Genomic DNA, 24,563 nt, shown 5'->3' with positions numbered 1-24,563 from the left:
ATGTGGCTTCGAAAAGGCCGGCACCCGCCGGCCTTTTCCTGTTAGTTTTGTGCCATGCCGGTATCATTAATTACCTGTTGCGGTATCGGCCATACATACCGCGCGTCACCCGGCGGCAACTCATATAATTGACCGTTTACCATTTTCTTTAATGTCGTGGCCAAAGCCGGCTCCCTGTTTAATCTTCGCAGGTCCGTCCAGCGCAATCCCCGAAATAACAACTCCCGCCTCCTTTCCAGTAAGATCCAGGATAAAACCGTAGCCTGATTCGCGCCAGCCAGCGGCTGGTATACCGCGCTCGCATACCTGTTCTTCCTTAATCCGTTCAAGTCGGTCAAGGCGGCGGTTAAATTGCCTCCCCGTACTTCCGACTCCGCCCGCACCAGGTACATCTCGTCGCTGGCCGGCCCGTTAAACAGGATCACCGTCCCATCATAGCTGCCGTTGAAAGTAAACCAGCTGGTGCCCGGCTGTGGTTTAAAGAATACTGTCTTGCGCAGGTCACCTCCCTCGTATAAGGCATACAGATTGCTGTCCACCATCAGTTTAGGTGGCAAAAGCATCGCTGTCGGGAAACTGGTCGTATGAAACAAAACCTCGTCGTTAAAACGGGCGAAAGGGGCGCCCGACCCGGCATTGACTTTGTTATAGTCGATCAGTGTTCCGGTCAGCCGCAGGCTCGAATCGGCGTAAAAGCCAGCCTTTTCATACACGCCCATAGACAAATAGGTACGCGCCAGCATGGCATAGGCCGCCGCCCGGCATGGACGGGTTTTCACAACAGCCACTACCGGCAGCAAAGGCACTGCCGCAGACAGGTCGGCGATCATCCGCGCATAAGTCTGTGCCACGCTAGAACGGACAGATTTCACATTCAGGTCCGAACTCTCCCGCAGCACCAGCCCCGCATCGGTCGCCGCCGTCGCCGGGTCATAAGCCTTACAAAACTCCTGGGCCAGCTGGTAAAAAGCAAATCCCCTTAAAAAAGATGCCTGCCCCCTGATATTATTCCAGTCTCCGGGAGATTGACCATTTTTGGCTGCGCCTTCCAATACCACGTTGGCATAATATATTACACTGTAAGGCAGCGACCAATCATTCCTGTCCAGGTCGTTGAACACATTACGATCCCAGACATAGGCGTTACGCTCTGTGACTTTCGCGGCCAGCCAGGTATCCGTTGTCACAAAACCCTCATCGCCGCCCGCGATACCCGCATAGGGCCATACCTGCGAAATTTTTGACGTATTATCCATCAGCGCCTGGAAATCAGCCGCCGATGCCGGCACCTCCAGCGAGGAGGAAGGTTTCACATCCAGCTGTTTCCTACAGGAGACTATTACCGTTAAAAACAGCATAGCTCCGATATATATGTTTATCTTTTTCATCTGTATCTTTATTATCATCATGCTGTTAAAAATTCCCGCTAATGCCTATGGCTACCGTGTGTGGCGGCCGCACCGATGACGGGTAATCCGGATCAAGCGAGATCCTGGTCGCTTTCCAGATCAACCCCAGGTTGGTAGCGTAGAGGTATACTTGTACATGCTTCAGCGGAAGTCCATGCCAGTGTTGCCGGTCGGCATCATAGCTTAGCCGCATATCCTGTAACCGGATATGGCCCCCTTTTTCCACGTTGGCCGCCGATTGCTGATAAAACTGGTCGCGCTGGCTGTCTGCCGGGTAAACCAGCGAGGGTACGCTGGTCCGCTTTTCGTCACCGGGCGCCTGCCAGCGCCGCGCGTAGTCGCCCGTCGAAGTGTCCCAGCTGTTCAGCAGGGCGCTATAATTGATCGCTGGCCTGATAAAATAATACCCGAGTTTATAAGAGATATTAACAGACAAGGAAACACCCTGGTAGCTTACCGTATTCCTCAGGTAGCCGTACGTCACCGGCACCGCCGGCCCGCTGTATTGCAGGTCGCCCACTTTAGTACCGCTTAGTATTGCAGAATAGTCCGAACTTATCTGCCCGTTGACATATCCCCGTGGATTACCATTCGCCGGATCCAGTCCCGCCCATTTGTAAGTCAGGATCGCGTACAGCGGCTTTCCCACGATGGGCGCGACCGAATAGGCATTGGCTACATAGGCTGATGCATGATCACTGTACTGGTAATACTGGGTCACGGTATTTTGCGCATAGTTCAACAGCAGATCTGTCTGCCATTTAAAAGCGCCACGCAGGTTATTGCTGTGAAGGTTCAGCTCCAGGCCGTGACCTTTCATCGAGGCCACGTTCCCCTTGTACTGGAACAGGTTAGTCGCGGGGTTCAGCACACCAGTTGTCTGGTCCAGCGGCTGGTAGCCTACCAGGTCATGACTCTTTTTGCGATAATATTCTACAGAACCTGATAAAATGCTATTCTTTGAACCAAAATCAAGTCCCAGGTTTACAACACCAGTCTTCTCCCAGCCCAGGTCCGGGTTTGGCGGATTGAACAAGTCTGCATAGGTCTGCCTGCCCAGCGGGCTTTGTCCAACGTAGCGGATAGTGGCCTGGGCCGCAAGCGAATTGTCTACGTTGCCGCTGTAACCATAGCTTGCCCGTAACTTGAGATAGGGCAGCCAGGATAATTTATAAAACGCCTCGTTGCTCAGTGTCCAGCCGGCACCGACGGAATATAACGGAACTCCTTTCTGGTTGGCGTTCACACCGAACAGGTTCGACTCATCTTTGCGTGCACTGGCCGAGATGTTGTAGCGGCGGTCATAGGCATAAGCCGCATTGGCAAAATAGCTCATGTTGTTGTTTTGTAAAGTGCTGTACTGGTTCGGGTAAGGAATTGTATAATCAATATAATAGGAATAATTGGACAGCAGGAAGCTGGTCACGTAATCTACCGGCAAAGCCGTTTCCGTATCCGCGTTATAGCCGTAGTCCCGCGAATTACGGTCACGCGCATTATTACTCCGGTATTCGTAGCCTGCCAGCGCGGTCAGCGCACTTTTCCCCTGTTCCAGGCTGTAGTTCAGCTGTCCCCGGAAACTGTGGGCGAGCAGGCGGTTGTCCGAACTGTCAAAGATCCCACCCACCGGTATGGGCAGCGTGAGTGTACCATCCGGGTTTTGCTGCGTATACTGGTTCACCAGGTTACGGGCATAATAGCTGTCTTTGCGATACAGCAGGTCACCTTGCGTCTGCGCATGCTCCAGTTGATACCGTAACTCGGCGTTCAGTCCTTTCCCTATCTTATATTTCAACGCCGTATTCAGCAGGATATCCAGCTGGTCCGAGCGGTTACTCACCTGCTTGTAGTCTTCCAGCGGCACGTAATCCCAGTTCTGAAATCCCAGCTCTTCTGATGCCGTCACGAACGACCTCCGGTAATCCTTCAATACAGGCAGCGGGTTGCCCTGCGCGTCTGCCAATGCTTCATAAGGCAATAACCCTTTGGCATCGCTGGTCCGCAAAGCCGTATAATCATCCCGGCCAGCTACCGTCCTGCTGCTGGTCAGGTAAGCGCCCACATCCAGCTGCAGCCGCTCCGTTAAATAAAAACTATTGTCGGAGCGCAGGTTCAGCCTGCGGTACGTACCGCTCAACGCGCTCAGGTTATGGTCGTAACCCGCCGAGAACAGGTAGGCCGCCTTATCCGAGCCGCCACTCAAGCTCAGCGCGTATTGCTGGTTCACTGCCTGGCGATACCAGTATTTTTGCAGGTCACTGCGGACATCGTGACCAGCGATAGCCGCCACCTGCGCATCCGCCTGCGCAGCACTGATCTTGCCATCCCGCTGCGCGATTAGTGTTTCCACCACAGGAGAGACAGGCAGGTAATTGTAAGCATTCTCATCATCGGCATAAAACCCTTTTGCGAACAGCAGCCTCTCCAGGCCCGAAAAATTTGCAGAGGTCATCCGGGGCAGGTAAAACAAGTCCGGCTTTGCCGCCGCCGTTACACTCGCGTTGAAGCTGACAGTCATCGGTTTGTTCCTCGCCCCTTTTTTTGTTGTTACCACGATTACCCCATTACTTGCCCGTACGCCCCAGATCGCTGCCGCCGAAGCATCCTTCAGGATCGTGATGCTCTCTACATCATTAGGGTTTATATTATTGATGTTCCCCTCATATGGGAAATTATCCAACACGACGAGCGGCGCGGAGTTGGCGAAGAGCGTACTCCTGCCCCGGATTACCAGCGTGTTGGATTGCCCGATCCGCTTGTCAAACAAAATACTGCTCACCCCTTCCAGCCGCCCCAGTATGTCCGTACCCACGGACCGGTTCAGTAAATCTTTGCCGATCTGCTCATAGGAGCCGGTAGCCTTTTCCAGGGGAAGCGACTGGTACCCGTTAGATACCACTTTTACTTCTTCCATTTGCTGCACCACCAGGCGCAGCGTAATCTTAAAGCTGCGTTCGTCATGAACAACTACTGCTTTGGGCAGGTAACCCGTCTTTTCAAAATTGAGGGTGTCACGGCGTGCTGCGCTCGTTATAAAACGGCCATCGGTCCCGGTAAATACCGTTAAAGACCGCCCCCCAGACACCCGGACCTTAACGCCAGCAAGCGGCACCGCGCCCGGGTCCTGTACCAGTCCAGTTATGGCCTGGGCCATGGCCGCTGCCGGTAAAAAAAAGCACAGCATCACTCCGTAAAATATCCTGTAAAAAATGCTCATGTAATTATCGTTAAATCGTAAAAAAATAAACTGTGGGTTCCGCTACAAGGTGAGCGGGCCGTCACCCGCTGCTTCAGCTTCCCCAATGGGGACCAGCTTAAAGGCAGAACCTGTAAATACCGACCGTACGCCGAAAAAACGGTCAAGGTCTTCTTTGATGCTTTGCCGCACGAGGCCGGGTGATGCCGAAGGCAGGTCCAGCTCATAACAAAATGAACCGCTTACATTCCCCATATCTACCTGCGCCTCGGGCAGGTTTCGCAATCCTTTATAGGCCAGCATGTACAGCTGTTTTGCGTGTACGTTCGTGGCCCGTACAATGGTCATCTTCCGGGCGGTATCATAACTGAAGCCCATATTGGAAGGAAGGCCGTTCAGCCTGCCGGTGATCACCGAGCGGTATTGGTAGATGCTGTCACTACCGCCGTTTCCTGCCACCAGTAATGGTTTATGGCGGTCATAATCCAAAACGTCCTCCTTCATACCCAGCTGTAAACCTTTTCCGGCCAGGGCCCGGCTTACTGCAGGACCGGTTACTTCCCAAGCTTCTGTAAAGCCCAATACTTTGCCGGCAGCATCAATCCAAACTTCATGCGGCAGCAGCCGATGCGGGAACAAAAAACCCAACACCGTATCCTGCACCACCGTCCTAAACCGCTTTCCCTTCAGAAAACCATTCAACCGCTGAAAAGACACGATTTTTTCGGCTTTCTCCGCGGTAACGGGCAGCACAACCAGCCTCCCGCCAAATGCATCTACCAAAGAATCCAGCCTGGGCATGGCCTGGATACAGGCTCCGCAGGAGGTTGCCCAGAAATCGATCACGAGCAGCTTTCCTTTAAAATCAGCCAGGCGCAAAGCCCTTCCTCCGTTATTCAACACTTTTTCCATGGTGACATCCGGCACCTCGTCACCTACACGTAAAGCCCGTAAATCAGTCTTCACCAAGGAACCTTTTCTTATATTTTCCTGTGCGCCTGCTCCTAAAAAAAGGCATAGCATGGCCAGGAAGCTTAAAATACGCTTCATAAATAATTCAATTAAACCGTTAAAAAATCAGAACTAACACTAGCAAGACGCCCAAACCGGCACATATCACGGATCACCCCTACCGCAGACTACGCAACGTCGCTTCGATTTCACCACCCTGAGCACCTCCACTGCATGCACCAGATCGATCAGATGGTCAAACAAATCTGCTACCTGCCGTTCATCTACCGTTAAAGCCAACAGGCCCTTTTCGTCATTAACCGCGTAGCCCCGGAATGCTTCCCATAGTTGTTCTTTGACCAGCCCATGATCATACCGGTTATAAAATACCCTGATCACCTGCTCGGGCGTACGAACACCAAAATCCTTCAGTTCAATAACAATAGCAGCCATAGAATAAAAAGTCAATTCACTCCTACTCCACCTTAAACAAGGCAGAAAAACCAAACAGCGATAAACAAAAAACAAGGGAAACAAACGGCGACCGAAAGCTTAACTATTAACTGAATGGCCGCCGTTCGCGTGCGAATCATTCTGGAGACTTGATGATGTTTTTAATGGGATTTTGCAGAGGATAAGAATTATATGCATCTAGAATAGAAACACACCAAGAACTACCGCATGCAAAAAGCAGGCTATCATTATCTTTTAAATTGTTCCAGTGATATCTCATTTCATTTTGCTGAACAATGAGTCTCTTGGAATAAAATAGGCAGGGCCTAAACTATAACCATTGCACCTGATTGACAGCCAAGACAATAGCACAGTAAGGCCCATAACCTATCTTCAAGCGCAAATTAATACACTTAAAGGGGATATGAGCATTTATTCTTACTGCCTCGCGTCTTGGCTGTCAAACTTTGGTGCGACGAGACTCTTAATTAATGCCGCTTCTTATATGAAGCACTAAATTTCTTACGCTTTTTTCTACACAAATACTTATTCCTAAATTTTGTAAATGCGTTCTCTATTAACTAATAAAGAAATATTACAAAGGTAAATTTATATAATATTATTAATAAAACAAATATTTTGAATAATTTTTAGCGCAAAATCTTTATTCCCTTTATGGGATGAGTACTAGCGAAGAGTTTGACTATAAAAAATCAGTCAGAAATAGATTAAAAGATATTATGATTATGATCGGGTTAGAAATACCTGGTTTCGCGCTATTAATAAATAAATCAGAAAGCCATATCTATGCCATTTTAAATGGTACACGAGAGTTAACTATGGACTTGGCAAAGGAAATCGGGGCCGTCCTCGAATTTAACGGTGAAAACATTTTCAAGTTAACTTATCTAATCCCAGAAAGAATAAGAAAATCAAAAGAATTGAATAATTTCAGGATTAAATATAAAGATAATCCTGAATATTTTTCGAGTACAATTCACAGTCGAAAAAAATCCAAATATATTGAACAGCAAATTTATAACGAGTCTATATTGGCCCAACCTGCTTACTTGAATGAGATTCGAAAAAAGGTAAATGGCTTAAATCCGTCTAATCAATTTACTAGTGATGAACTTTCAAAAATTTTGAATTATTTAGTAAAAAAAGGAAAGCTCTCAAAGTCGCGTGAGCTGATTAAACTTAAGGACAAGCAGGTTGGTAAAAGAGAAGTTGATGTATTCTTCAAGTTCAAGTAATACCCAAGAGTTTTTAATTATTTTCATAAATGTATTAAGACCTCTTCTCTTTAATTATAACTAAAGCGAAATCATCGATGAAATTCCAGCACTCAAATCTTTGTCCTAACTGTGAAATCTGGACCAACCGCTTACTGTACAGGCATCGCCCATACAGGCAAACATGACCACGTCGATGCCTATCATCGGATCAATAAAAGCCCCCTGAAAAACCGCTTATATCTCTAATGCCTATAATCTCTAAATATGGCTTATGTATCTACATACCTGAAAGGCCTTATTTTTGTTATTTCATTCAGCGTATTAGGATAATAAACCTCTACATAAAAATCTCCCACCGCGTATAATAGCATGTAACAAAGCTCAAAACGAGTTTCAAGAAAAATCCTTATGCAGCCTTTAAATAAAAAATATTGAATAAAACTAAAATTTAGTATTTAGTTATTCAATTCCTTGCGTCCGGGCCCAAAAGCTAAGGTCATGCAGTAGTGAAAAATCGCTCACGCAGCTTGTCTATTCAATAGGTTGTAACTTATTGTGTCAACCGTGCGGTCATCTGTTGTCATATTTTCACTATTCGGCCATGAATATTAACGCTAGTGACGCCATTTACCAATTGTAAGCTTATACGAACAAAGGACTGAAAATCCTTGTGTCGCTGGTTCGATCCCAGCTGATACCACACTTTCAAAAGCCTGTTTTCTTACGAAAATGGGCTTTTTTGTGCTTTTAGGTGTATTTTAGCGGTATCTCTTCTATATGCTCAATCGAGTGATTAGCGATTTAACAAGTTTTTTTTGTTGAACTGACCGAAAATTATTGTGAAATAATTGTGGAAAAATTCGGTCGCTAAATTGTTAAAAAAAATGGCTACTGTCAGAGAGGTAATTCTACCATTAGAAAAGAAAAAGGATGAAACATGGAATGTAAAAATTAGGATAAATCATAAAGGCAAAAACTTTTATATTAAAACCCAACACTTTATCGGATCAAAACAGATACGAAAAGATCATTCAATTAAAGATCCCATCATCTTAAAATTAATCAATCCAGTTCTTGATGATTATAGAGAGAAGATTAGTGAATTGGACTCCAAGCTGGAATTATACAATGTACGCGAATTAGCAGATTTCCTTATTGCACGCGAACCGATAACCGCAGATGAAATTAATATTATTTCTTTCGGAATGAGCCGAATTAAGGAATTAAGAACTGCAAATAGGGACGCCAGTGCCTCCAATATGCAAACAGTAGTCAATAGCTTAATTGATTACTTTAAATCCAATACAGTGCCTATTACCGCTATCAGGGCCAAATTCTTACTTGCTTATGAAAAATATCTGCGGTCTGAAAGAGAAATTACACGATTGGATCAATTTAAGGAGCCCTATAAAAGAACGGTACTGGGATTAAGCGATACCGGGTTACATAATCCTATGCGTGATCTGAGGATACTCTTTAATAATGCCGTTGATTTTTATAATGATGAGGATTTAGAAAATATTGTTATCAAACACTACCCTTTTAAGAAATACAAACTGGTACAGGTTACGGAGAAAATCAAGAAAAAACTAACTGTAGTCCAGGTTAGAAAAATCAGAGATTGTGTAGTACAGCCTGGAGGTAGAATGGAACTCGCGAGGGACCTTTTTATGCTGAGCTTTTATTTGTGCGGCATGAATGCTGTAGACTTATATAAACTGAAAGCGGTTGATATTGAATTAGATCGTGTTGATTATAACAGGTCAAAAACACAGTCAAGAAGAAAGGATAAGGCCTTTATTAGTATTAACATTCCTGAAATCGCGTTGCCCTTGTACACCAAATTTGCGGGAACATTACAGCTTCGGTATGCTTCCCATAAAACGCTTGACCGTGCGCTAAGTATAGGTATACGGGCAATGGGGAAACTATTAAATATTCCTGAATTGGAATTTTACGATGCAAGACATGCATTTGGTGATTGGGCAAGGAATATTTGTCGTTTTAGTAAAGACGATGTTGGTTTGGCATTAAATCATAAAGATCAGAGCAATTCGATAACGGACTTCTATGTTTCAAAAAGTTGGGCGATAATAGATGAGGTTCAAAAAAAAGTAATTAAACTTTTATAGAGCTTCAGTTATTAGAGTTCGATTCCCCTACGGGCTCAATTGAACTTGTAATTTGTTCCCTTATATATTAGTTTTGAAATAAAGATTGATCGATGCAAAAACATATTCTTACAGAATTAAGATAATTGAGGTCTGCGCTTTCAAAAATAGTCGGCACTTCTGATCTTCCGGCTGATAAACAGTTCTCAATTGCTTCTCTCGATAAAGCTGCAAGCGAGTTCAAAAAAATGCAGATAAGTCGTGGAGAATGGGCCCCAGAAATTGAGATATACAAATATGTCAAAAATGCGGGTTGGGCTGCTGGCAACTTTATTCGAACTGAATTTCGGTTTTCTAATTATTTTAAACAGGAAGAACTTATTATTACAATAAAAGCGACCTCGTTTTTTTATCAAAAGAACTAAAGGACAGAAATGTTACCTTGAGCAGGTATATTGAATTTAAGAGAAGCGAAACTGATTTTACGAAAAAGCTCGTAGAGGCGGCTACAAATAAAAAATCATCCAAGAAACGACTGCCGTACCAACTTCCCGACGACCTGCGCGATATCACGGCTAGTGAACCACCTTTACCATCAGTGGAATTAGTTAGGGAGGATATTAAGCAGTTAGAGGTCGAATTTATCGCAACGGAACTATTTAAATATATAGACATTTATCACGACAGCTACGCAATGATGAAAAACGACTACACTTTCTTAAAATATAGGAACAAAGAGTTGGGTTCAAAATGTAGAAAGTGGTGCGATAACTTCAATTACGCAAATACCGCTCTTAACCTTGTTTTCTTTCGCAATAGGTTGAATTACTTCACTTGATATTCCGCTCAAAATTTCAGAGCCTATGTTTTGTTCATTTTTGGTAAGGTAATAGGAGTACGTTCCTCCATCCTGTTTGATACGTTTTACCCTTGAATCACCATTCCTTATAAAATCCCCGAGAGCAGCGGAAATTGTTGAACCAGGTGTTTTACCGGCACCAAAATCATAATATTTTTTATCTAGTATATGATTGTAAACCCCACTATGCCTGGTAATTCTTCGTTTAATAGTTTAATATGTGCCATGTTTCGTTTTTTAATGGTTTGTAATCATAAATCGGTTGAATTAATTAATCATTTTGATATTCGACGATTGCACTTTGAAAGGTTGAGGGAATAGGAATTGGCGCCAAGCCTCCATCTGTTCTTTTAAAAAAACCAATTTCGTGAGTTCCTGTTGCAACTAATTTTAAATTTGAGCCCTTTTTAAAATATTGAAATAGCATCAAAATTCGATTATTGATTATTTTATCTAATTCAAGGCTAATAATAATTTCATCAAAAGCCCTTAGTTCGGCCAAATAATTGCAGGAACAGTTTAAAGTGATGATTGAAATATCATTTTTTTCCATTAATTCCAATATATCCGGTACTTTCTCTTTAATGAAAAACTCTCTGCATTTACCTTGCCAGCTAATAAATTTGGCAAAATATACATTGCCGACCAGGTTAGTATCTTCAAAGCTCACCACATATTGATATTCATATTTTTTCATAGTCGCGTTCTATTAAAATAGCAAAAATTGTTTCCTTACCTGTATTTGTCCAAATGCATAAATAAGTGAGAATTATATAATTATCAATTTTAAAATAGATGGTGCCATCGTTATCTGAGTGGGTAACTAACAATGGCGATAATAGTTGCAAGCCGGCTTTACGTATACATTCAATTGCACACCATATCCTGGTTGCAGAAATGGAGATATCCTCTTTGATAAATTCCTGTATTTCTTTTATTAATTGAAATCTATTATCACCTAGCAAAATTCCCCAGTCATTCTCGTGCTTATATATAATTGCTTCAACGTCGCAGGCAATATTTACGTCGGCTTCAAGTTCAATAGTTTGGTTTAAAGAATGTGACCGTGTTTGATAATTAGCCGTTAAACTTATCGGTTTGCCATCTGACCGTTTATGAAATTGAACATCTCCGTCTGATTTTTTTTTGTTAGAAGTAATTTTGTAATTACTTCGCAATCCAATTATTAAATCTAATTTCCTTCTTAAAACATTTTCTAAAAGTTCATTAGTGAGTTTTCTTTTTTTCTTTTGATGAAGAACCTGAAACTTTACACCAATCCATTGAGCAACAAGTATGTTATTTTCGGTTAAAACTTCAATATCATAATAATACTCATCGACAATCTGTTTAATTTCCTTAGCAATTATTATAACAGCATTTACGTCACCATCAAATGGGTAAAAGAGAATCTTCTCTATCCTTTTGGGTAATAACGTTTGGTGAGGAACACATACCTGGATGGCATGTAAAACAGCATCGTTTAAAGAAGGGTCTGATAAAACTAAATTTTCTGAAAGAAAATCGGAGAAATATTTTTGATCCTGAACGAGAGATGCTTTAGCTATACAATTATAAGCACCTATATATTCAAACGAATAAATTCGCTTGAATATACCTTTATGAAATAGCAAAGAGTTATAATAGTCGTTTTCTGTATCAAGCTTTGTTTTTTCATTTCCCCCCATTAAAATGCCAGTGGTTTTATTTTCTACAGAATTATCTCCAATAATAATGTTGGCAGAAAAATGATCGATTTTAAATGATGTTTCTTCATCCCTGATCACAGCGGCAAATGTGTTATAATTTCGTCTCTGAATGACAACTCTTAGTTTTTTGCTTTGATTTTTTCTTAAAATTATAGGCCTTGAAAAGTTGACATTTGAAAATTGTATTTGTCCCGAAAAATTAGTCGCTAGCATTTTTAAAGCCTGCGCTATTGCTTCTAATCCAAATACTGCCGGAAAAACAATTTGGCCATCAATAACATGGTCGCTCAAATACAAATCAGTATTTTCGGATAAAGTGTACTGGGTAATAATTTCAACATCCTTATAGTAAATTAATATTTCTTCAATAAACCTATACGATTGAGTTATTGCTGCCTCCTGCTTATACAGCGTTTTTACCGCTCCATGCCTCCCACTGATAACAAGGTTGTGTTTTTTTATTGGCCGTTTCAACAGATTCAGAAAAAAGTTTATTCCCTCATCCAACGTTATCGGATTTACCCCTTTTCTTTTTAAAGTATCCAAAACACCGAGATCATGTCCCATGCCTGTTCCTCCCCAAACTGACCATTCAAGATTTAAAAAGTAAATGTTCGGATATTGAGTTGCTAAAAAACTCACTTCATTTTTAAGCCATTGATTAGATAGAGAGTAATCTGCGTTGCCATTCATTCCAGACTCTGCGATGATTGAGCCAAAAGTGATGAAAAATTTGAGTGGGGTTGTATTAATACAACTTATTAGATTTCGTAGTCCGTAAAATTTGGGTTTCAGATTATTCTCAAAATCATTTATTGTCAGATCATATACCTTTTGGGGGCGATTAATACCTGCCGCATGAATAACCCCTGTAATCATTTCATTATTAAGTAATTGTGAAAATAACGAAGAGCATTCATCAAAATCACCAATATCTGATTGATAGTATTTAAATCTTATTCCTGCTTCTTTTAATTGATACAGATTCCTGCTCAATAACGCATCTTTTTGGGGATCACTTCTTCCGATTAATATAAAACTGCATTTACTTTCAGCACCAAGGCTTCTTACACATTCAAATGTAATGCCTTTGGCCCCTCCAGTTACTAAAATAACATCATCAAATGATGGTATTATTGGCACTTCAAAACCAGAGTCGATGATCGGTTTGAGGTATGGAACATATCGTTTTTTATCTATATAAACAATCTCAGCAAATCCATGAAGATCTGTTATCTCATTATTTAATAATGACTCTGATAACCATTCTGAATTTATAGTAATTACCTTAACATTTAAATTGGGGTGCTCTAAAAATAAGCTCTTTGCAAATCCGTTAACAACTTCATCAGATTGAATGAAAACTATGTTTTGAATTTTGAAATTTTCTTTAATGAATTCTAAGCAATTAACTAACGCTTTAATAATTTCTTCCGGATCATAGTTAAGCAAGAAAATTATTAAGCCGTCATTGGTTTGCGGATTGCATGATTTTACAAATGGTAATAGAGATAAGGGAAGATCGCCCAAAAGAAAAAAATTGCTGCAAGCCGTTTGTTCTTCGGATTTACCAACTAATAGCCCAACCTCTTTCACCGAAACTTCGAATGGATATAGCCAAGTAGAAATACCCTCAAAATCGAGAGATTTATTTTTCGGGGTACTTGATCCATCTAATATTTCTTCATTCAAAACCACAAACATTTCGATAATTTCTTTTACACTGGCGTTTGAATATTCGGTAGGGATATCGGTTAGGTTTAAATTATGTTGATTGGCAATATCAGAAATCAGCTGGCCAACGTACAATGAGTTTAAATGAAAATCGTCTAACATCCGACTTTCATCTGTAATATCTTCAATAGGTAGTTTAAGCCTATCTGAAAGTATCGATTTGATTACAATTTCAATATTGAGTCCAGATTCCCTTTTAGCTACAGCTGTACGTTTATTGTTTAAATCAACCTCCGTTCCCTCTAACAGATTTTGCTTTTTAGATAAATTATTTTGCATTGCTTCACTGTTAAAAAAAGCTTCGCACGGGTTAGAAATAAATTTTATTTCTTCATTAAAATGCAGTTTTCTATAAAATCTATTATTAAATAAAATCTCAAAGTTAAAATCCTCTCCGTTAACAAACATTAGCCCAGCTAATTTCAATATTCCTACAACTGTGTTTCCGGATAATTCTAAAGGCAAAACTGGTATTTCACTAAAACTTCCAACTAATTTTTGAAGCGTGGGTTGGCATCCGGTGTCAATCCAAACATCTATATCTTTTGAAGCAGCCTGAAATGCTTTATAAAATAATACAGGTTGGGTTAGTTGTGATTTCAGATTTGAAAGAACCTCTTCCTTACCAGTAACAAGGCTACCTGTAACCGTAGAATAAACATTGCCGAAAGGTGCCAAAAAATCAAAGCTTTTAATTTCTTCGACAAACTTGTCTTCCAGTCCTTTCATTAAATTTGAATGAAAGGCATTTTGGACCTTCAAAAGCGACGAAGGCATTTTATTTTCTTTGCAATATCGTTGTAAACTATTTATAGAAGATTCAGTACCTGAAAAAACAACTTGATTTGTAGAATTAATACAAGCAAGGGAAACATCAAATTTTTCTAAAATATTTTCGACTATTTCGCCGGAATCTGTAAAACTTAAAGCTAACATCTTTCCTTTTACACCAGTACTATTATGCATCAGCAGGCCCCTGGCTTTCACTAAAGCTATCGTATCCTTTTCGCTTAATATCCCAGACCAATAAAGTGAAGAGAATTCGCCTAAGCTATGTCCAATGGTAGCACAAATTGTAAGGCCAAATTTCCGCAACATTTTGATTGCCGTAATTGAACTGCTAACTATAGCAGGTTGTGAAATGTGTGGTTGAGTTAAATCATTTTCATTTAAAATATTTGATTTAAGAATGTCCGGAATTAAATCAGTTATAAAAGGAAATCTATTTACCAATAATCCATTAGCTTTCATGACTTCGTTTCCTTGGCCCGCAAATAACAAACCAATCCTTAGTCGTTTTTTTTTGTCCGAAAAATAAATACCTTCATTGTTATCTACGAGGGGAATATATTTTAATTTCAGAACGGCAATTATCTTTTTTAACTTAAGAAAAAGATTTTCGGGTGAGTCTGCAACAATTGCTACCCTAATATCGCCCTCATCAATTTTCTCATACATTGAGCAACTTAAGTCAGATAATTCGGCGATTGATAATATTTTTACTTTGTTGAATAAGGCATTTAGTTTTTTTATAAGGGCATCCTTACTCTGGGCAGCAATTAAAAATAATTCAGAATCTTGATATGAGGATTTTAATATCTGCTCATTTATGCTGTAAGCTTCTTTTTTTAAATGTTTATCTTCTTCGATAGTTACATGAACATTTATTCCCCCAAATCCCATGGAGCTTACTCCGATTCTAAGCGGTTCAGCTTTATTAAAGATAATTGGTTCCTGATTGAGTTTTAATTTAATGCTTGTATTTAAAATTGGATGAGGACTGCTGTTTCCAGATATTGGTGGAATCACTCTTTTGTTGATAACCAATAAACCTTTAATAATGCCGGCAATGCCAGCCGCCGCTTTGGTATGACCAATATTTGCTTTTACCGAACTTATATAAGCCTGACTATGTTTTCCGTTTTTATTTAATATATTTATAATTGCTTTTAATTCCACCTCATCGCCTACTTTGGTACCAGTGCCATGTCCTTCGATATAGGATACTGTTTCTAATCCGTATCCGGCCCTTTCATATGCTCTTTCAATTGCCAACATTTGTCCTTCAACGCTTGGCCGCGTTAAACCTCCTTTTCCATCAGATGATATTCCCCATCCTTTTATAACCCCAAGTATATTAAGATCATTTTGTTGGGCATATTCGTAGTTAGTTAAAACTATAAAGCCACAACCTTCACCAGGAAAAAAGCCATTAGAATTTTCATCATATACCAGCATTTCTTTTGTGGCCAATGCACCAGCACGTGAAAATCCTACAAGCTCAAATGGATCTAAACTTAGATCTACTCCGCCGACTATAGCAATTGATAAATTTTCATTTGCTATTGAATCACAGGCTTTAGACAACGCCAATAGTGATGAACTACATGCACCATCAATGGTGAATCCTCCGCCTTTAAAATCAAAATAATTACAAATCCTTCCAGCAATTGTATTTGATAATCCTCCCGCTAAAGAATCTTCTTCCATAGCTGGAAATGATCTTTTGTAATTTTTTTCAAAAAGGCCTAACAATTTATCAATCTCCCGATTCCCCCACGACTCTTGTTTTAACGTATCTAAAAGGGTTTCGCAAACATATGGCCATCTTAAACGCAATAAGTTTGCCCTTGAGAACTCTCCTGTTAAAGTGTTGCCAATAATTACACCAGTCTTTTCTCGATCTTTTTTTGACAATTCATGTAGTTTTGAGTTTTTTAATACCTCATCTACAACCTCTAAGGCAATCCAGTGTGTAAGATCAGCGGACAGGTAATTGCTATTGGCAATTTTAAATTTAGATCGTTCAAATTGATAGTTTTTTAAAACTGCAACTTTATTACTGTATATATAATCGGTTGCCGTTTTATCGGGATTAAAATAACTGGCGTTTAATCTTTCAGACGGCATTATTCTAAAAGCACGGCGCCTGGAAAGTATATTTTCCCATAATTGCTCAGGAGTGTTTGCGTCAGGATACCTGCACGCAAAGCCAACTATTGCAATTTGATTATTCATAATTATGCCTCTTGCTTAAGTAGAAGTAATTTTTCTATCTGACCATTCGATGTCAGTAAATTTGGATCTTTTTTTTCTGGCCGAACTTTTTTTACGATCCGATAGATTTCAAAATAAAGCCCTCGGGAACAGCAAACTATAAACAACGAGAAAAACAGGCCAAATACAATTTGAAAATATACTAAAAGACCATATACAAAAGACAAACATAGTCCAAACAAAATTTGATTACTTAATTTACCGGGGGTAGTGGCGGGATCTGAAACCATATAAAAACTAAATAACAGGAAAGAAACACCAGTCATTGGATTTAGTGCGGCTAAAACCGGGGTCTGCAAAATGAAGCATCTTAAAATTGCCTGTATGGTAAATCCACCAAACCACGCAATAATTAAAGGTATCCGTTTGGTTAGTTTGGTATTAAGAAGGCTGCCAACACTTATAAATAAACAAGGTAGTACCCAGTCCCATAAACCTGAAATATTTTCAGTGAATTGATACGGAGGTGCAATACCTACCCACGGAAATAAAATAAGTATAAATACAATTCCCGTGTTCGATGGATTTAAAAAGTGCTGTTTTTTATTACCTATTTGAACCCTGAATAAAACTTTAGAGAGGATAGCAATAGCAGTACCTAATATGATAGGAAATAACTTTACATTGGCAAACAAGAGCATAGATACCGCAAGAGCGCTTATGTGGGCTGGTAATAGAAAAAAAACGAGTTTTTTAAACCCACCCAAATATCTCGGTTTGTACCCATTAATTTTACAATTAAGCCACTCGAATAATAGCTCCAAACAATAAGCAGTTATAAGAGCCGTAATAGGCTGTGCCCAGGATTGTTCAAATCCTAAAAATAAATGACCCGCGATATTTAGGATTGTAATTGCTATACCAAATCTCTTTAAGGCCTCTAATCGCAAATCCACTTTTTCTATACTCATAAACAACTTAGTAATTATATATAGTTAAATTGATTAATATTTTAGCTCATTTTATCAAAAATGGCTTTGTAAGATATCCTTCGGCGGCACGTTGTTTACCAATTAAATCATAAATTGCTTCGTCATCTGTAGCCCATGCTGCGAGGCCGTCCACATAACGATTAAACATGCAAAATGCAGCCGTAATCAAAACTGTATCATGAATTTCCTTTTCAGTAGCGCCGTTTTCTTTAGCAAATTCGATATCTTCTATGGTTACCTTTCTGGCGTCTTGTTGAACAATAAAAGCAATTCCTAATAGTGCGCGCAGTTTTGAACTTATTTCGACCAACGCCACATTTTCAATAACATCCTTAACTAATTTATCATTACCATTAAGTTGATACTTTGCTATTGCCCCATGAGTGGCAGTACAATATTTACATTTACTTAAGCTTGATGTATATGTTGCTATTAATTCCCGCTCGCTAGGTGTTAAAGTGGAACTATCCTTATCATGCAATAATCTCTGCACTAATAAATTCAGGGGTTGAGCGGTTAATGGGCTGTACATAAATAAACTACGTATCCCAGGGTAACCATCAGGTAATGAAATATAGGGCATGCTTTTATTAATTAAATTTAAAAAATATATAAATACCAATATTCTAATAACTTATGTTGCAAGGGTAATTGTGTGCCACCCCGGAATTAACTGTAATGTTTCTGTTTTTACAATACCTTTCAAATCACGATACTGTATTTCAACCTTTATTTTTTGGTTGGGTGGAATGTTACCTAGTCCGAAAAAAACTTCATTGCTGTTTTTTCCTGAATGTCCATTTCCTCCATCTACATAACCCGGAATCACTTTATTTCCCGGTAGATAAACTTTTACAGATGCCCCTATTGCAAACCTCAAATGTTCATCATCATCAATTTCACTTCCTGGTTTGATTAATTCTTCCTCCTTAGTCGGTAGCATAATGCGTAGACCAAGAAATGAGTTATGCCCTTTATAATTATTCTCGTATTCATAAGATGGCTCCCATTGGTTGGCTGTTATTAAATCAAGATCCCCATCATGGTCAACATCGCTTATTGCCAACCCTCTTGTTATGTGTGACATATTTACTCCTAATTTTAACGCAACATCAAAATATCGTCCGTTATTATCTTTCACGAAAAAATAATCATGATCATGACCGGAGAGGTCACTTCCTAATGTTAAACGTGGCCATATTTTTGTTCTCGCAAGCAATTCATCGTTACCGATTGCTAATTCTTGTAACTCTGGCCATTTGTTTCTTGTTCCTTTTACAAATCCTGTTGCTTGTACGGCTTCTAAAATCCCGTCATTATTAAAGTCGGCCAATTTGCAATCCCAACTCCATGAACTTCGCGAAAGACCTAATTTTTCGCTTTCATTTACAAAAGGAGCGATTCCCTGATTCATTTTTTCAAATTCGCCAGTATTTAAAAAAACAAGGTGGCTCTCTTCTAAAGCATATTTAGCTGCTATATTACTTACATATATATCCAATAAACCATCCCCATTAATGTCAGCGAAGCAAACCCCCATTCCCTTGAACGAGTCCTTTCCTAATACCCCCGACCGTATATCCGTAAATCTGCGTTTTCCAAAAAGTTGTTTGAAATGAAGATGTCCTGGCGTTGAAAGATTATATAATAATTTATCAGGTCCAAAATCGTTGGCAAAATATATTTCAGGAAGCTGATCATTATTTATGTCTGCAGCACCAACAGCGAGTGTCCACGCCTGTGATTGATCAACATCTTTTCTCCACTCTGTGTGTTCAGTAAACTTTATTTCATTCTTAACATGTCCGGAAAAAAGAAAGAAATGATCGTCACCACCATTATATGCCCGCGACATTGAATGTTGCATTGTTTGGTTCCACACTTTATCATTTACGTCCAAAACCTTGGCTCCATCAGGAAAGTAATTGCAAATTAAAATATCTATATTTCCATCTCCGTCAAAATCGGCAAGTGTTGCCGCATTTGTAAACCATCTTTCAGATTTTTTACATAATTCCTTGTCTATAAAACAATTTGTTGTCTGATAAAATATGATAGGTGTTCTGCCCCAGTAATAAACGAGAATATCCATTAAGCCATCACCGTTAAAATCATATGCAAGAGTCCCCATGGGAGCCATAGTTAATGAATCATAAGTCAACTGATGCGGGCTTAGAATAAAGGACTTATATAACGCTTTTGTGCCGGGTGCAGGTGAAATAAAAACTGTGTTATACCTTGGATCTACATGTACGATGTCATTACATAATCCATTTCCGTCTATATCGGTTAAAGTGATAGCTGCACCAACTGACGATATCCATGTAGAAATGTTTTTATATTGAGGATTAACCCCACGGATATATTTAGCCTTTAAATTTGTAGGCTCAGGCAAAGGTTTTTCGATAAATCTAAAGTTTTTAACTAATTCATTTTCCTCGTCCTTACTAAAGGAAGGCAGCCTCGTTAATGAATACAAAACGAGTATAATTCCAAAAGCTAATATTTTAATTAGATACTTCTTTATAAATCTTTTCATTATCAAATTTTTTAAAGATATCTAACCTTATTGCGGAGCGCCAACTTTCATATTTTTCTTCTGATGAAACATTTTCGGGGATCTCTGTTAAATTGTTATCACAGATTACCGAAGCTTCGTGCACCGTCATACCGCATATTATTTTACATGCCATTTCAACATGAGGGACTATTGTTTCCGCACGCTCACGAGCTTTAGCTGCAAATGCTGCCCCCTGCATTAAATAAGGTAAAAAATCACCAGACAATGATTTAATTTGAATTATATCGTTATCACTTACCCCTCCCGCATAAGTACATGCCAAGCCTACTCCTGACCATAAATCAGGTTGATAATTTGAATGAAATGATTTAATTCTATCAGCAATCCTTAATGCATCAGTGCCTTCTATAAACCATAAACATCTTCCTACACCCTGATAAAAAACATGTTTTGAGAAATCTTTTTTTAATTCTTTGGGTTCAATTAAATTGAAAACATATTTTTTTGTTTTAAAATATGCCTGATGAAACCCATAACCATCCATTATAAGCCATCTTAAAACAGGATCATATTTTTCGATCTTCTTTTCAATAGTTACTGGAAGCCTTGCATATGCCCAGCCTACTCCAACATGAATCATATAAGCGTGCTTTTGCCCTTCATTAGATATTAGAAAATCTGAAGTTCTATTTTTTTTGAACAGGCTCACTCCGTCTAAAATAGCAGTAGCCATTGCGGCGCCCTCGTAACAAAAGCCTTGATATAAATCGGCTTCGGCACTCAATTTCTCATTCAAAAGATTCAAATTAAAAATTTGCAATCCCAAATGGTAGCCGTAAAGGAATTTAGCACCAATCGTTTCGAGCAATTGATTGATCGACTGATTTGAGTAATGAAAACCTCGAAATCGTGTTTGAGTGTGTCTCAAACTAACTCCAAATATTGATTTTTGAATTCCTTCAAGTAATTTCATCTATTTATAAAAGTTAACAAATTCAATTAGCTCAACCTAAAACTATAAACATAATTCCGGACCGATTTTCAATGTACATATCTCCGAACAACAGAGATTTAATGATGTAAACAATAAAAAACAAGAACGGCTTATAAATCAGCGGCTTCTATAAAAGCCAATTTAGATAGCGTTGCCCATTGGTCTGCATATTCAAAAGGGATTTGAACCCATTGTTTCATTGGCCTATTATTTCCTGAAGGATCCCATAAACATATTCCTTCCTTGGAAAGAAGTTCGTTAATTTTAAAATTGTTGTTTAATTTGACAACTAAATTAGACTTGAAAAAAGCAACAAAAGCTTTACCCTGTTCATTCTTCAAACACTCCTTGCCAAATAATTTGCTCAATGTGACCAAATCGTTCAACATCAGTTCATCAGCAATCTGTAAAAACATTTGTTTTTCAATTGATATTGGTTCTTCATCCATTTTTGTCAAATATTCTATTTCATTGAGTGTAAGCCAATCGTGTTACCGTCGGGATCAGAAAATAAAGCATAAAATCCAATTTCAGGACTAATTAAAGTCTTAGAAACTATAATTTGACCACCGTTTACTTTAACTCTATTTAAGACATTTATTAGGTCCGTTCCTCCATTTAAATAAACAATGGCCCCATATTTTGAGTTACAGTACATTTCCTTATTAGTTATTTGTACAAGAGCACCATTAACTTCTTTTGTCGGGGAACTAAAAAAGGCAACGTCCAAGCCTTTAATAGTGCCCTTAAATAGCCGCCGTTCAAATATTTTACCATAATAGTCCATTGAGTTCTCAAGGTCTTTTACTGGTATTTCGAACCAATCGATTATCTTTCCATCTATTTCCATTTGATTCCGGGAATTATAGTTATTTATTTTTTTGAATGGATAGAAATCATATTCTCAATCATCGAATGGGCTTCGGAACCGGAAATTTGCATTGAAGTATCAATTGGGTGTGCCAATGCTATAATTCGAGCAATGGGTTTAATGCTTGGTTCAACCGCTCTGAATGCCATTGTTGTTCGAACGTCCTCTACTGCCTCTAATGGGATCAATTCACAAATACTAATAGGAGTGCCAATAGGTGGAAAGTCTACAGTTCGTCCGTAAGATAAATTCCCATGAATTGCACGCATGTTTCCTAACATAGTTTCTATTACTGCGTAGGGATTAAAAAAAAGCTTTGCGGGGAAACCACCATTTTTACTTAGGGCTTGGGCAACACCCAATGATGGTTGAAAGATGTCAGGATATTCCCTTTTTACAGTTTCACCTAATATAATTCTTATCGGGCCGATTGGGGTATCTTCCATCCTGGCATCCAAATTTAATATTTGCATCCAGACTGTTTCCTTACCTTCTTCAAAAAATCCGTTCGGTTTATTTAAAAAATCACTTTCAACAATTGTATTTGGCAACTTGCTACCGTCTGGCAAAGTCAACTCAGCTTTGTGATTAAAAGCACTGCCTTTATATATAAAAGGTTCTGAGCGGGCAACCGTTTGCATCGCCGAAGGCATATTTAATGTAAATACTTTACCTGCCATCTCGCCTTGCAGCATTTCTACGGTAATAATGAAATGGCTCAAAAATCCGTCTGTTCCTTTCTTAGGAAATGGTTTTATATCTTGGCCATGTATATTGATCAAATCCTGAACCTGTTCCTTCAGTTTGGTTATCTCTGATTTCAATTGAGCTGAATCATTTTTGTTTTTATCTGCCATGATCAAAAGTTTAAATTGTTAAAATTTATAATCTACTTACCAAAAAATTCTTTGTCCTTTGTTGATGGCTTAGCCCCGTACATTTTTTCGAATGTCAATTCCCAATTTGTGCCATAATTATATATTCCTGGTATTGCATCATTTTTTATATATTTAAGAGACTTAACATATTTAATGATTGAATAGGCATCCTTATCGTTCATAAATCGATAAAATTGCCACATCATTACATGTCCCATTAGTTCAGGCCTCCCAAAGTTATCTTTCCCTAATTTTACACCAGATCGAATGGCATTTACTAATTGTTTTTCGGACACACTGGACAAATCACCTCCTTTTCCAAAGCGAGTAAGATTGCCACTATACAATAATGAATATCCAGGATATGGGAAAGCGGAGAATCCTTTTTCTGTTTGACGTATCGGGATATCCGGACCAAGTTTAAAAACCCCCAAAACAGGATCTCCTGGTCTTCCACCGGAAAATGCTTGAAAAACTCCCTTTTCATCTGTATGAGAATGACATTCTTTACATCCAACCAATGCAGATGTAAGGTATTCCCCTCTTTTTATAGACGTTTCTGAAGGTGCATTTTTAACGACTATCAAGGAATCTGAGCTAACAGGGAACGGCAAACTCCTCGGTAGTATCTTATTCTTAATAGGTTTTAGTTGTTTCAAGTAAAAAATCAATGCGTTTACATCATTTTCAGCTAGATTCTTGAAAAAGGAATGCGGTGGAAACAAGAACAAAGACGTGCCATCTCTTCTTTTTCCGGTTTTCAATACAGTATATATTTCTTTAGTCGACCACTTACCAATTCCGGTTTCGACGTCTGGTGTGATGTTTTTTGAATAAACAATACCATGAGTATTGGAATCTATTCGTATATAGAAAGGAACTCCCCCAGCCATGAAATGGCTGTTGTCTAACCCAGAATACCAGTCCTCATCAGTTCTTGCCTTTAGATCCGCCAGTGCGGAATCTGCTTTAGTGCTTCCAAGCAAGGCATCTCCTGTTTTAGGACGAGTATGACACGCATTGCAGACACCAATATTCGCAAGATATTGCCCTCTTCTAAAAAGAGCCTTATCTTTTGACGACATTTTAATCTGTGAAATGGATGTTTCTTCTGTATGAGAGTTAAAACTAAAGGCTATTAATCCCCCCAGTAAACACAAAATAATAAAAATACATTTAATATAATTTTTCAAATTAATTTTCGATTACGATCGTTATTTAACTATCATTTTTAAAACCAAAGTTTTTTTTCAATAATTTATTTCTTTCGCCACTTGAGCTAAGCGAGTAAATCCTTCTGTATAATTCAAAACCGCTCCTAATGGCCCCGTGTACGTAATCTTACTCTTTATTACACCTTCCAAAGCACTAAAATCACCTGAAATAAATTCAAGCCAAGATCTAATAGTTGCGCTAAATACAAGAGGCTGATTATCTAAATCTTTCAATATAGTTGCGCAACCATCATTGTCCCAGTTGATCGAAACACATGGAACAACCAAATCCTCAACGATAAATGAAGCCGAATTAAAACCAGCAAGTTGCGATTTCATTTCGTAAATATTCCAAGCATCAATAACTTTAGCCCACCATTTTTGGCTAAAAAATTCGCCGTTTTCAAAATCGCTCATTATTTCTCACAGCAAATTT

General features: G+C 39.2%; 19 protein-coding genes. 4 read left to right on the top strand and 15 right to left on the bottom strand.

From position 1 onward, the window contains the following. Nucleotides 1-41: 41 nt before the first annotated feature. On the bottom strand, nucleotides 42-1,388 hold the full coding sequence (locus AC1DYB_RS25290) for a RagB/SusD family nutrient uptake outer membrane protein (protein WP_477439043.1): 1,347 nt from the start codon (nucleotides 1,386-1,388) through the stop codon (nucleotides 42-44). Nucleotides 1,389-1,413: 25 nt separating this feature from the next. Next, nucleotides 1,414-4,563, bottom strand: coding sequence for a SusC/RagA family TonB-linked outer membrane protein (locus AC1DYB_RS25285; RefSeq protein WP_477439202.1), 3,150 nt, complete (start codon nucleotides 4,561-4,563; stop codon nucleotides 1,414-1,416). A gap of 5 nt (nucleotides 4,564-4,568) precedes the next feature. Between AC1DYB_RS25285 and AC1DYB_RS25280 the strand changes: the two genes are divergently transcribed. Further along, a complete protein-coding gene (locus AC1DYB_RS25280) occupies nucleotides 4,569-4,640 on the top strand; it encodes a hypothetical protein (RefSeq protein ID WP_477439200.1) in 72 nt (23 codons plus the stop codon). Between the two features lie 28 nt (nucleotides 4,641-4,668). On the opposite strand, the gene AC1DYB_RS25275 is transcribed toward AC1DYB_RS25280, so the two are convergent. Then, entirely contained in the window at nucleotides 4,669-5,655 is a 987-nt protein-coding gene (locus AC1DYB_RS25275; protein WP_477439041.1) for a TlpA family protein disulfide reductase, read from the bottom strand. A gap of 66 nt (nucleotides 5,656-5,721) precedes the next feature. Further along, a complete protein-coding gene (locus tag AC1DYB_RS25270) occupies nucleotides 5,722-6,024 on the bottom strand; it encodes a hypothetical protein (protein WP_477439039.1) in 303 nt (100 codons plus the stop codon). Between the two features lie 665 nt (nucleotides 6,025-6,689). Between AC1DYB_RS25270 and AC1DYB_RS25265 the strand changes: the two genes are divergently transcribed. The 3 genes from AC1DYB_RS25265 (at nucleotide 6,690) to AC1DYB_RS25255 (ending at nucleotide 9,783) form a co-directional block, all read left to right on the top strand. Further along, nucleotides 6,690-7,265, top strand: a complete 576-nt coding sequence (locus tag AC1DYB_RS25265) for a hypothetical protein (protein ID WP_477439037.1) — start codon at nucleotides 6,690-6,692, stop codon at nucleotides 7,263-7,265. 866 nt (nucleotides 7,266-8,131) lie between these two features. Next, nucleotides 8,132-9,379 carry a phage integrase SAM-like domain-containing protein gene (locus AC1DYB_RS25260; protein WP_477439035.1) on the top strand — a complete coding sequence of 416 codons (1,248 nt, stop codon included), beginning with the start codon at nucleotides 8,132-8,134 and terminating at the stop codon, nucleotides 9,377-9,379. Nucleotides 9,380-9,504: 125 nt separating this feature from the next. Continuing rightward, the gene (locus AC1DYB_RS25255; RefSeq protein ID WP_477439033.1) at nucleotides 9,505-9,783 is read left to right on the top strand and encodes a hypothetical protein; all 279 of its coding nucleotides are present in this window, start codon (nucleotides 9,505-9,507) and stop codon (nucleotides 9,781-9,783) included. A gap of 705 nt (nucleotides 9,784-10,488) precedes the next feature. On the opposite strand, the gene AC1DYB_RS25250 is transcribed toward AC1DYB_RS25255, so the two are convergent. From AC1DYB_RS25250 to AC1DYB_RS25200, 11 genes are all read right to left on the bottom strand, one after another. Beyond that, a complete protein-coding gene (locus AC1DYB_RS25250) occupies nucleotides 10,489-10,914 on the bottom strand; it encodes an acyl-CoA thioesterase (RefSeq protein WP_477439031.1) in 426 nt (141 codons plus the stop codon). After that, nucleotides 10,901-16,678 (bottom strand): SDR family NAD(P)-dependent oxidoreductase, encoded by a 5,778-nt coding sequence (locus AC1DYB_RS25245; RefSeq protein WP_477439029.1) that lies wholly within the window; start codon nucleotides 16,676-16,678, stop codon nucleotides 10,901-10,903. Before AC1DYB_RS25245 ends, AC1DYB_RS25250 begins: the two co-directional genes overlap by 14 nt. Before the next feature lie 2 nt (nucleotides 16,679-16,680). Continuing rightward, complete coding sequence (locus AC1DYB_RS25240) at nucleotides 16,681-17,628, bottom strand: hypothetical protein (RefSeq protein WP_477439027.1); 948 nt, start codon at nucleotides 17,626-17,628, stop codon at nucleotides 16,681-16,683. 46 nt (nucleotides 17,629-17,674) lie between these two features. Continuing rightward, a complete protein-coding gene (locus AC1DYB_RS25235; protein WP_477439025.1) occupies nucleotides 17,675-18,232 on the bottom strand; it encodes a carboxymuconolactone decarboxylase family protein in 558 nt (185 codons plus the stop codon). 51 nt (nucleotides 18,233-18,283) lie between these two features. After that, on the bottom strand, nucleotides 18,284-20,188 hold the full coding sequence (locus AC1DYB_RS25230) for an FG-GAP repeat domain-containing protein (protein WP_477439023.1): 1,905 nt from the start codon (nucleotides 20,186-20,188) through the stop codon (nucleotides 18,284-18,286). Next, on the bottom strand, nucleotides 20,157-21,143 hold the full coding sequence (locus tag AC1DYB_RS25225; RefSeq protein ID WP_477439021.1) for a DUF1702 family protein: 987 nt from the start codon (nucleotides 21,141-21,143) through the stop codon (nucleotides 20,157-20,159). Before AC1DYB_RS25225 ends, AC1DYB_RS25230 begins: the two co-directional genes overlap by 32 nt. 131 nt (nucleotides 21,144-21,274) lie before the next feature. After that, entirely contained in the window at nucleotides 21,275-21,613 is a 339-nt protein-coding gene (locus AC1DYB_RS25220; protein ID WP_477439019.1) for a hypothetical protein, read from the bottom strand. Between the two features lie 14 nt (nucleotides 21,614-21,627). Then, nucleotides 21,628-22,014: a VOC family protein gene (locus AC1DYB_RS25215; RefSeq protein WP_477439017.1), complete on the bottom strand. Its 387-nt coding sequence runs from the start codon at nucleotides 22,012-22,014 to the stop codon at nucleotides 21,628-21,630. A 23-nt stretch (nucleotides 22,015-22,037) separates the two neighbouring features. Continuing rightward, entirely contained in the window at nucleotides 22,038-22,892 is an 855-nt protein-coding gene (locus tag AC1DYB_RS25210) for a hypothetical protein (RefSeq protein WP_477439015.1), read from the bottom strand. 32 nt (nucleotides 22,893-22,924) lie between these two features. After that, the gene (locus AC1DYB_RS25205; protein ID WP_477439013.1) at nucleotides 22,925-24,106 is read right to left on the bottom strand and encodes a hypothetical protein; all 1,182 of its coding nucleotides are present in this window, start codon (nucleotides 24,104-24,106) and stop codon (nucleotides 22,925-22,927) included. A 57-nt stretch (nucleotides 24,107-24,163) separates the two neighbouring features. Beyond that, a complete protein-coding gene (locus AC1DYB_RS25200; RefSeq protein ID WP_477439011.1) occupies nucleotides 24,164-24,544 on the bottom strand; it encodes a hypothetical protein in 381 nt (126 codons plus the stop codon). Nucleotides 24,545-24,563: the final 19 nt, after the last annotated feature.

The organism is Mucilaginibacter sp. P2_A4, assembly GCF_056405015.1.
Note: the sequence above shows the minus strand (reverse complement) of the source record. Positions and strands in the feature narration are given on the sequence as shown.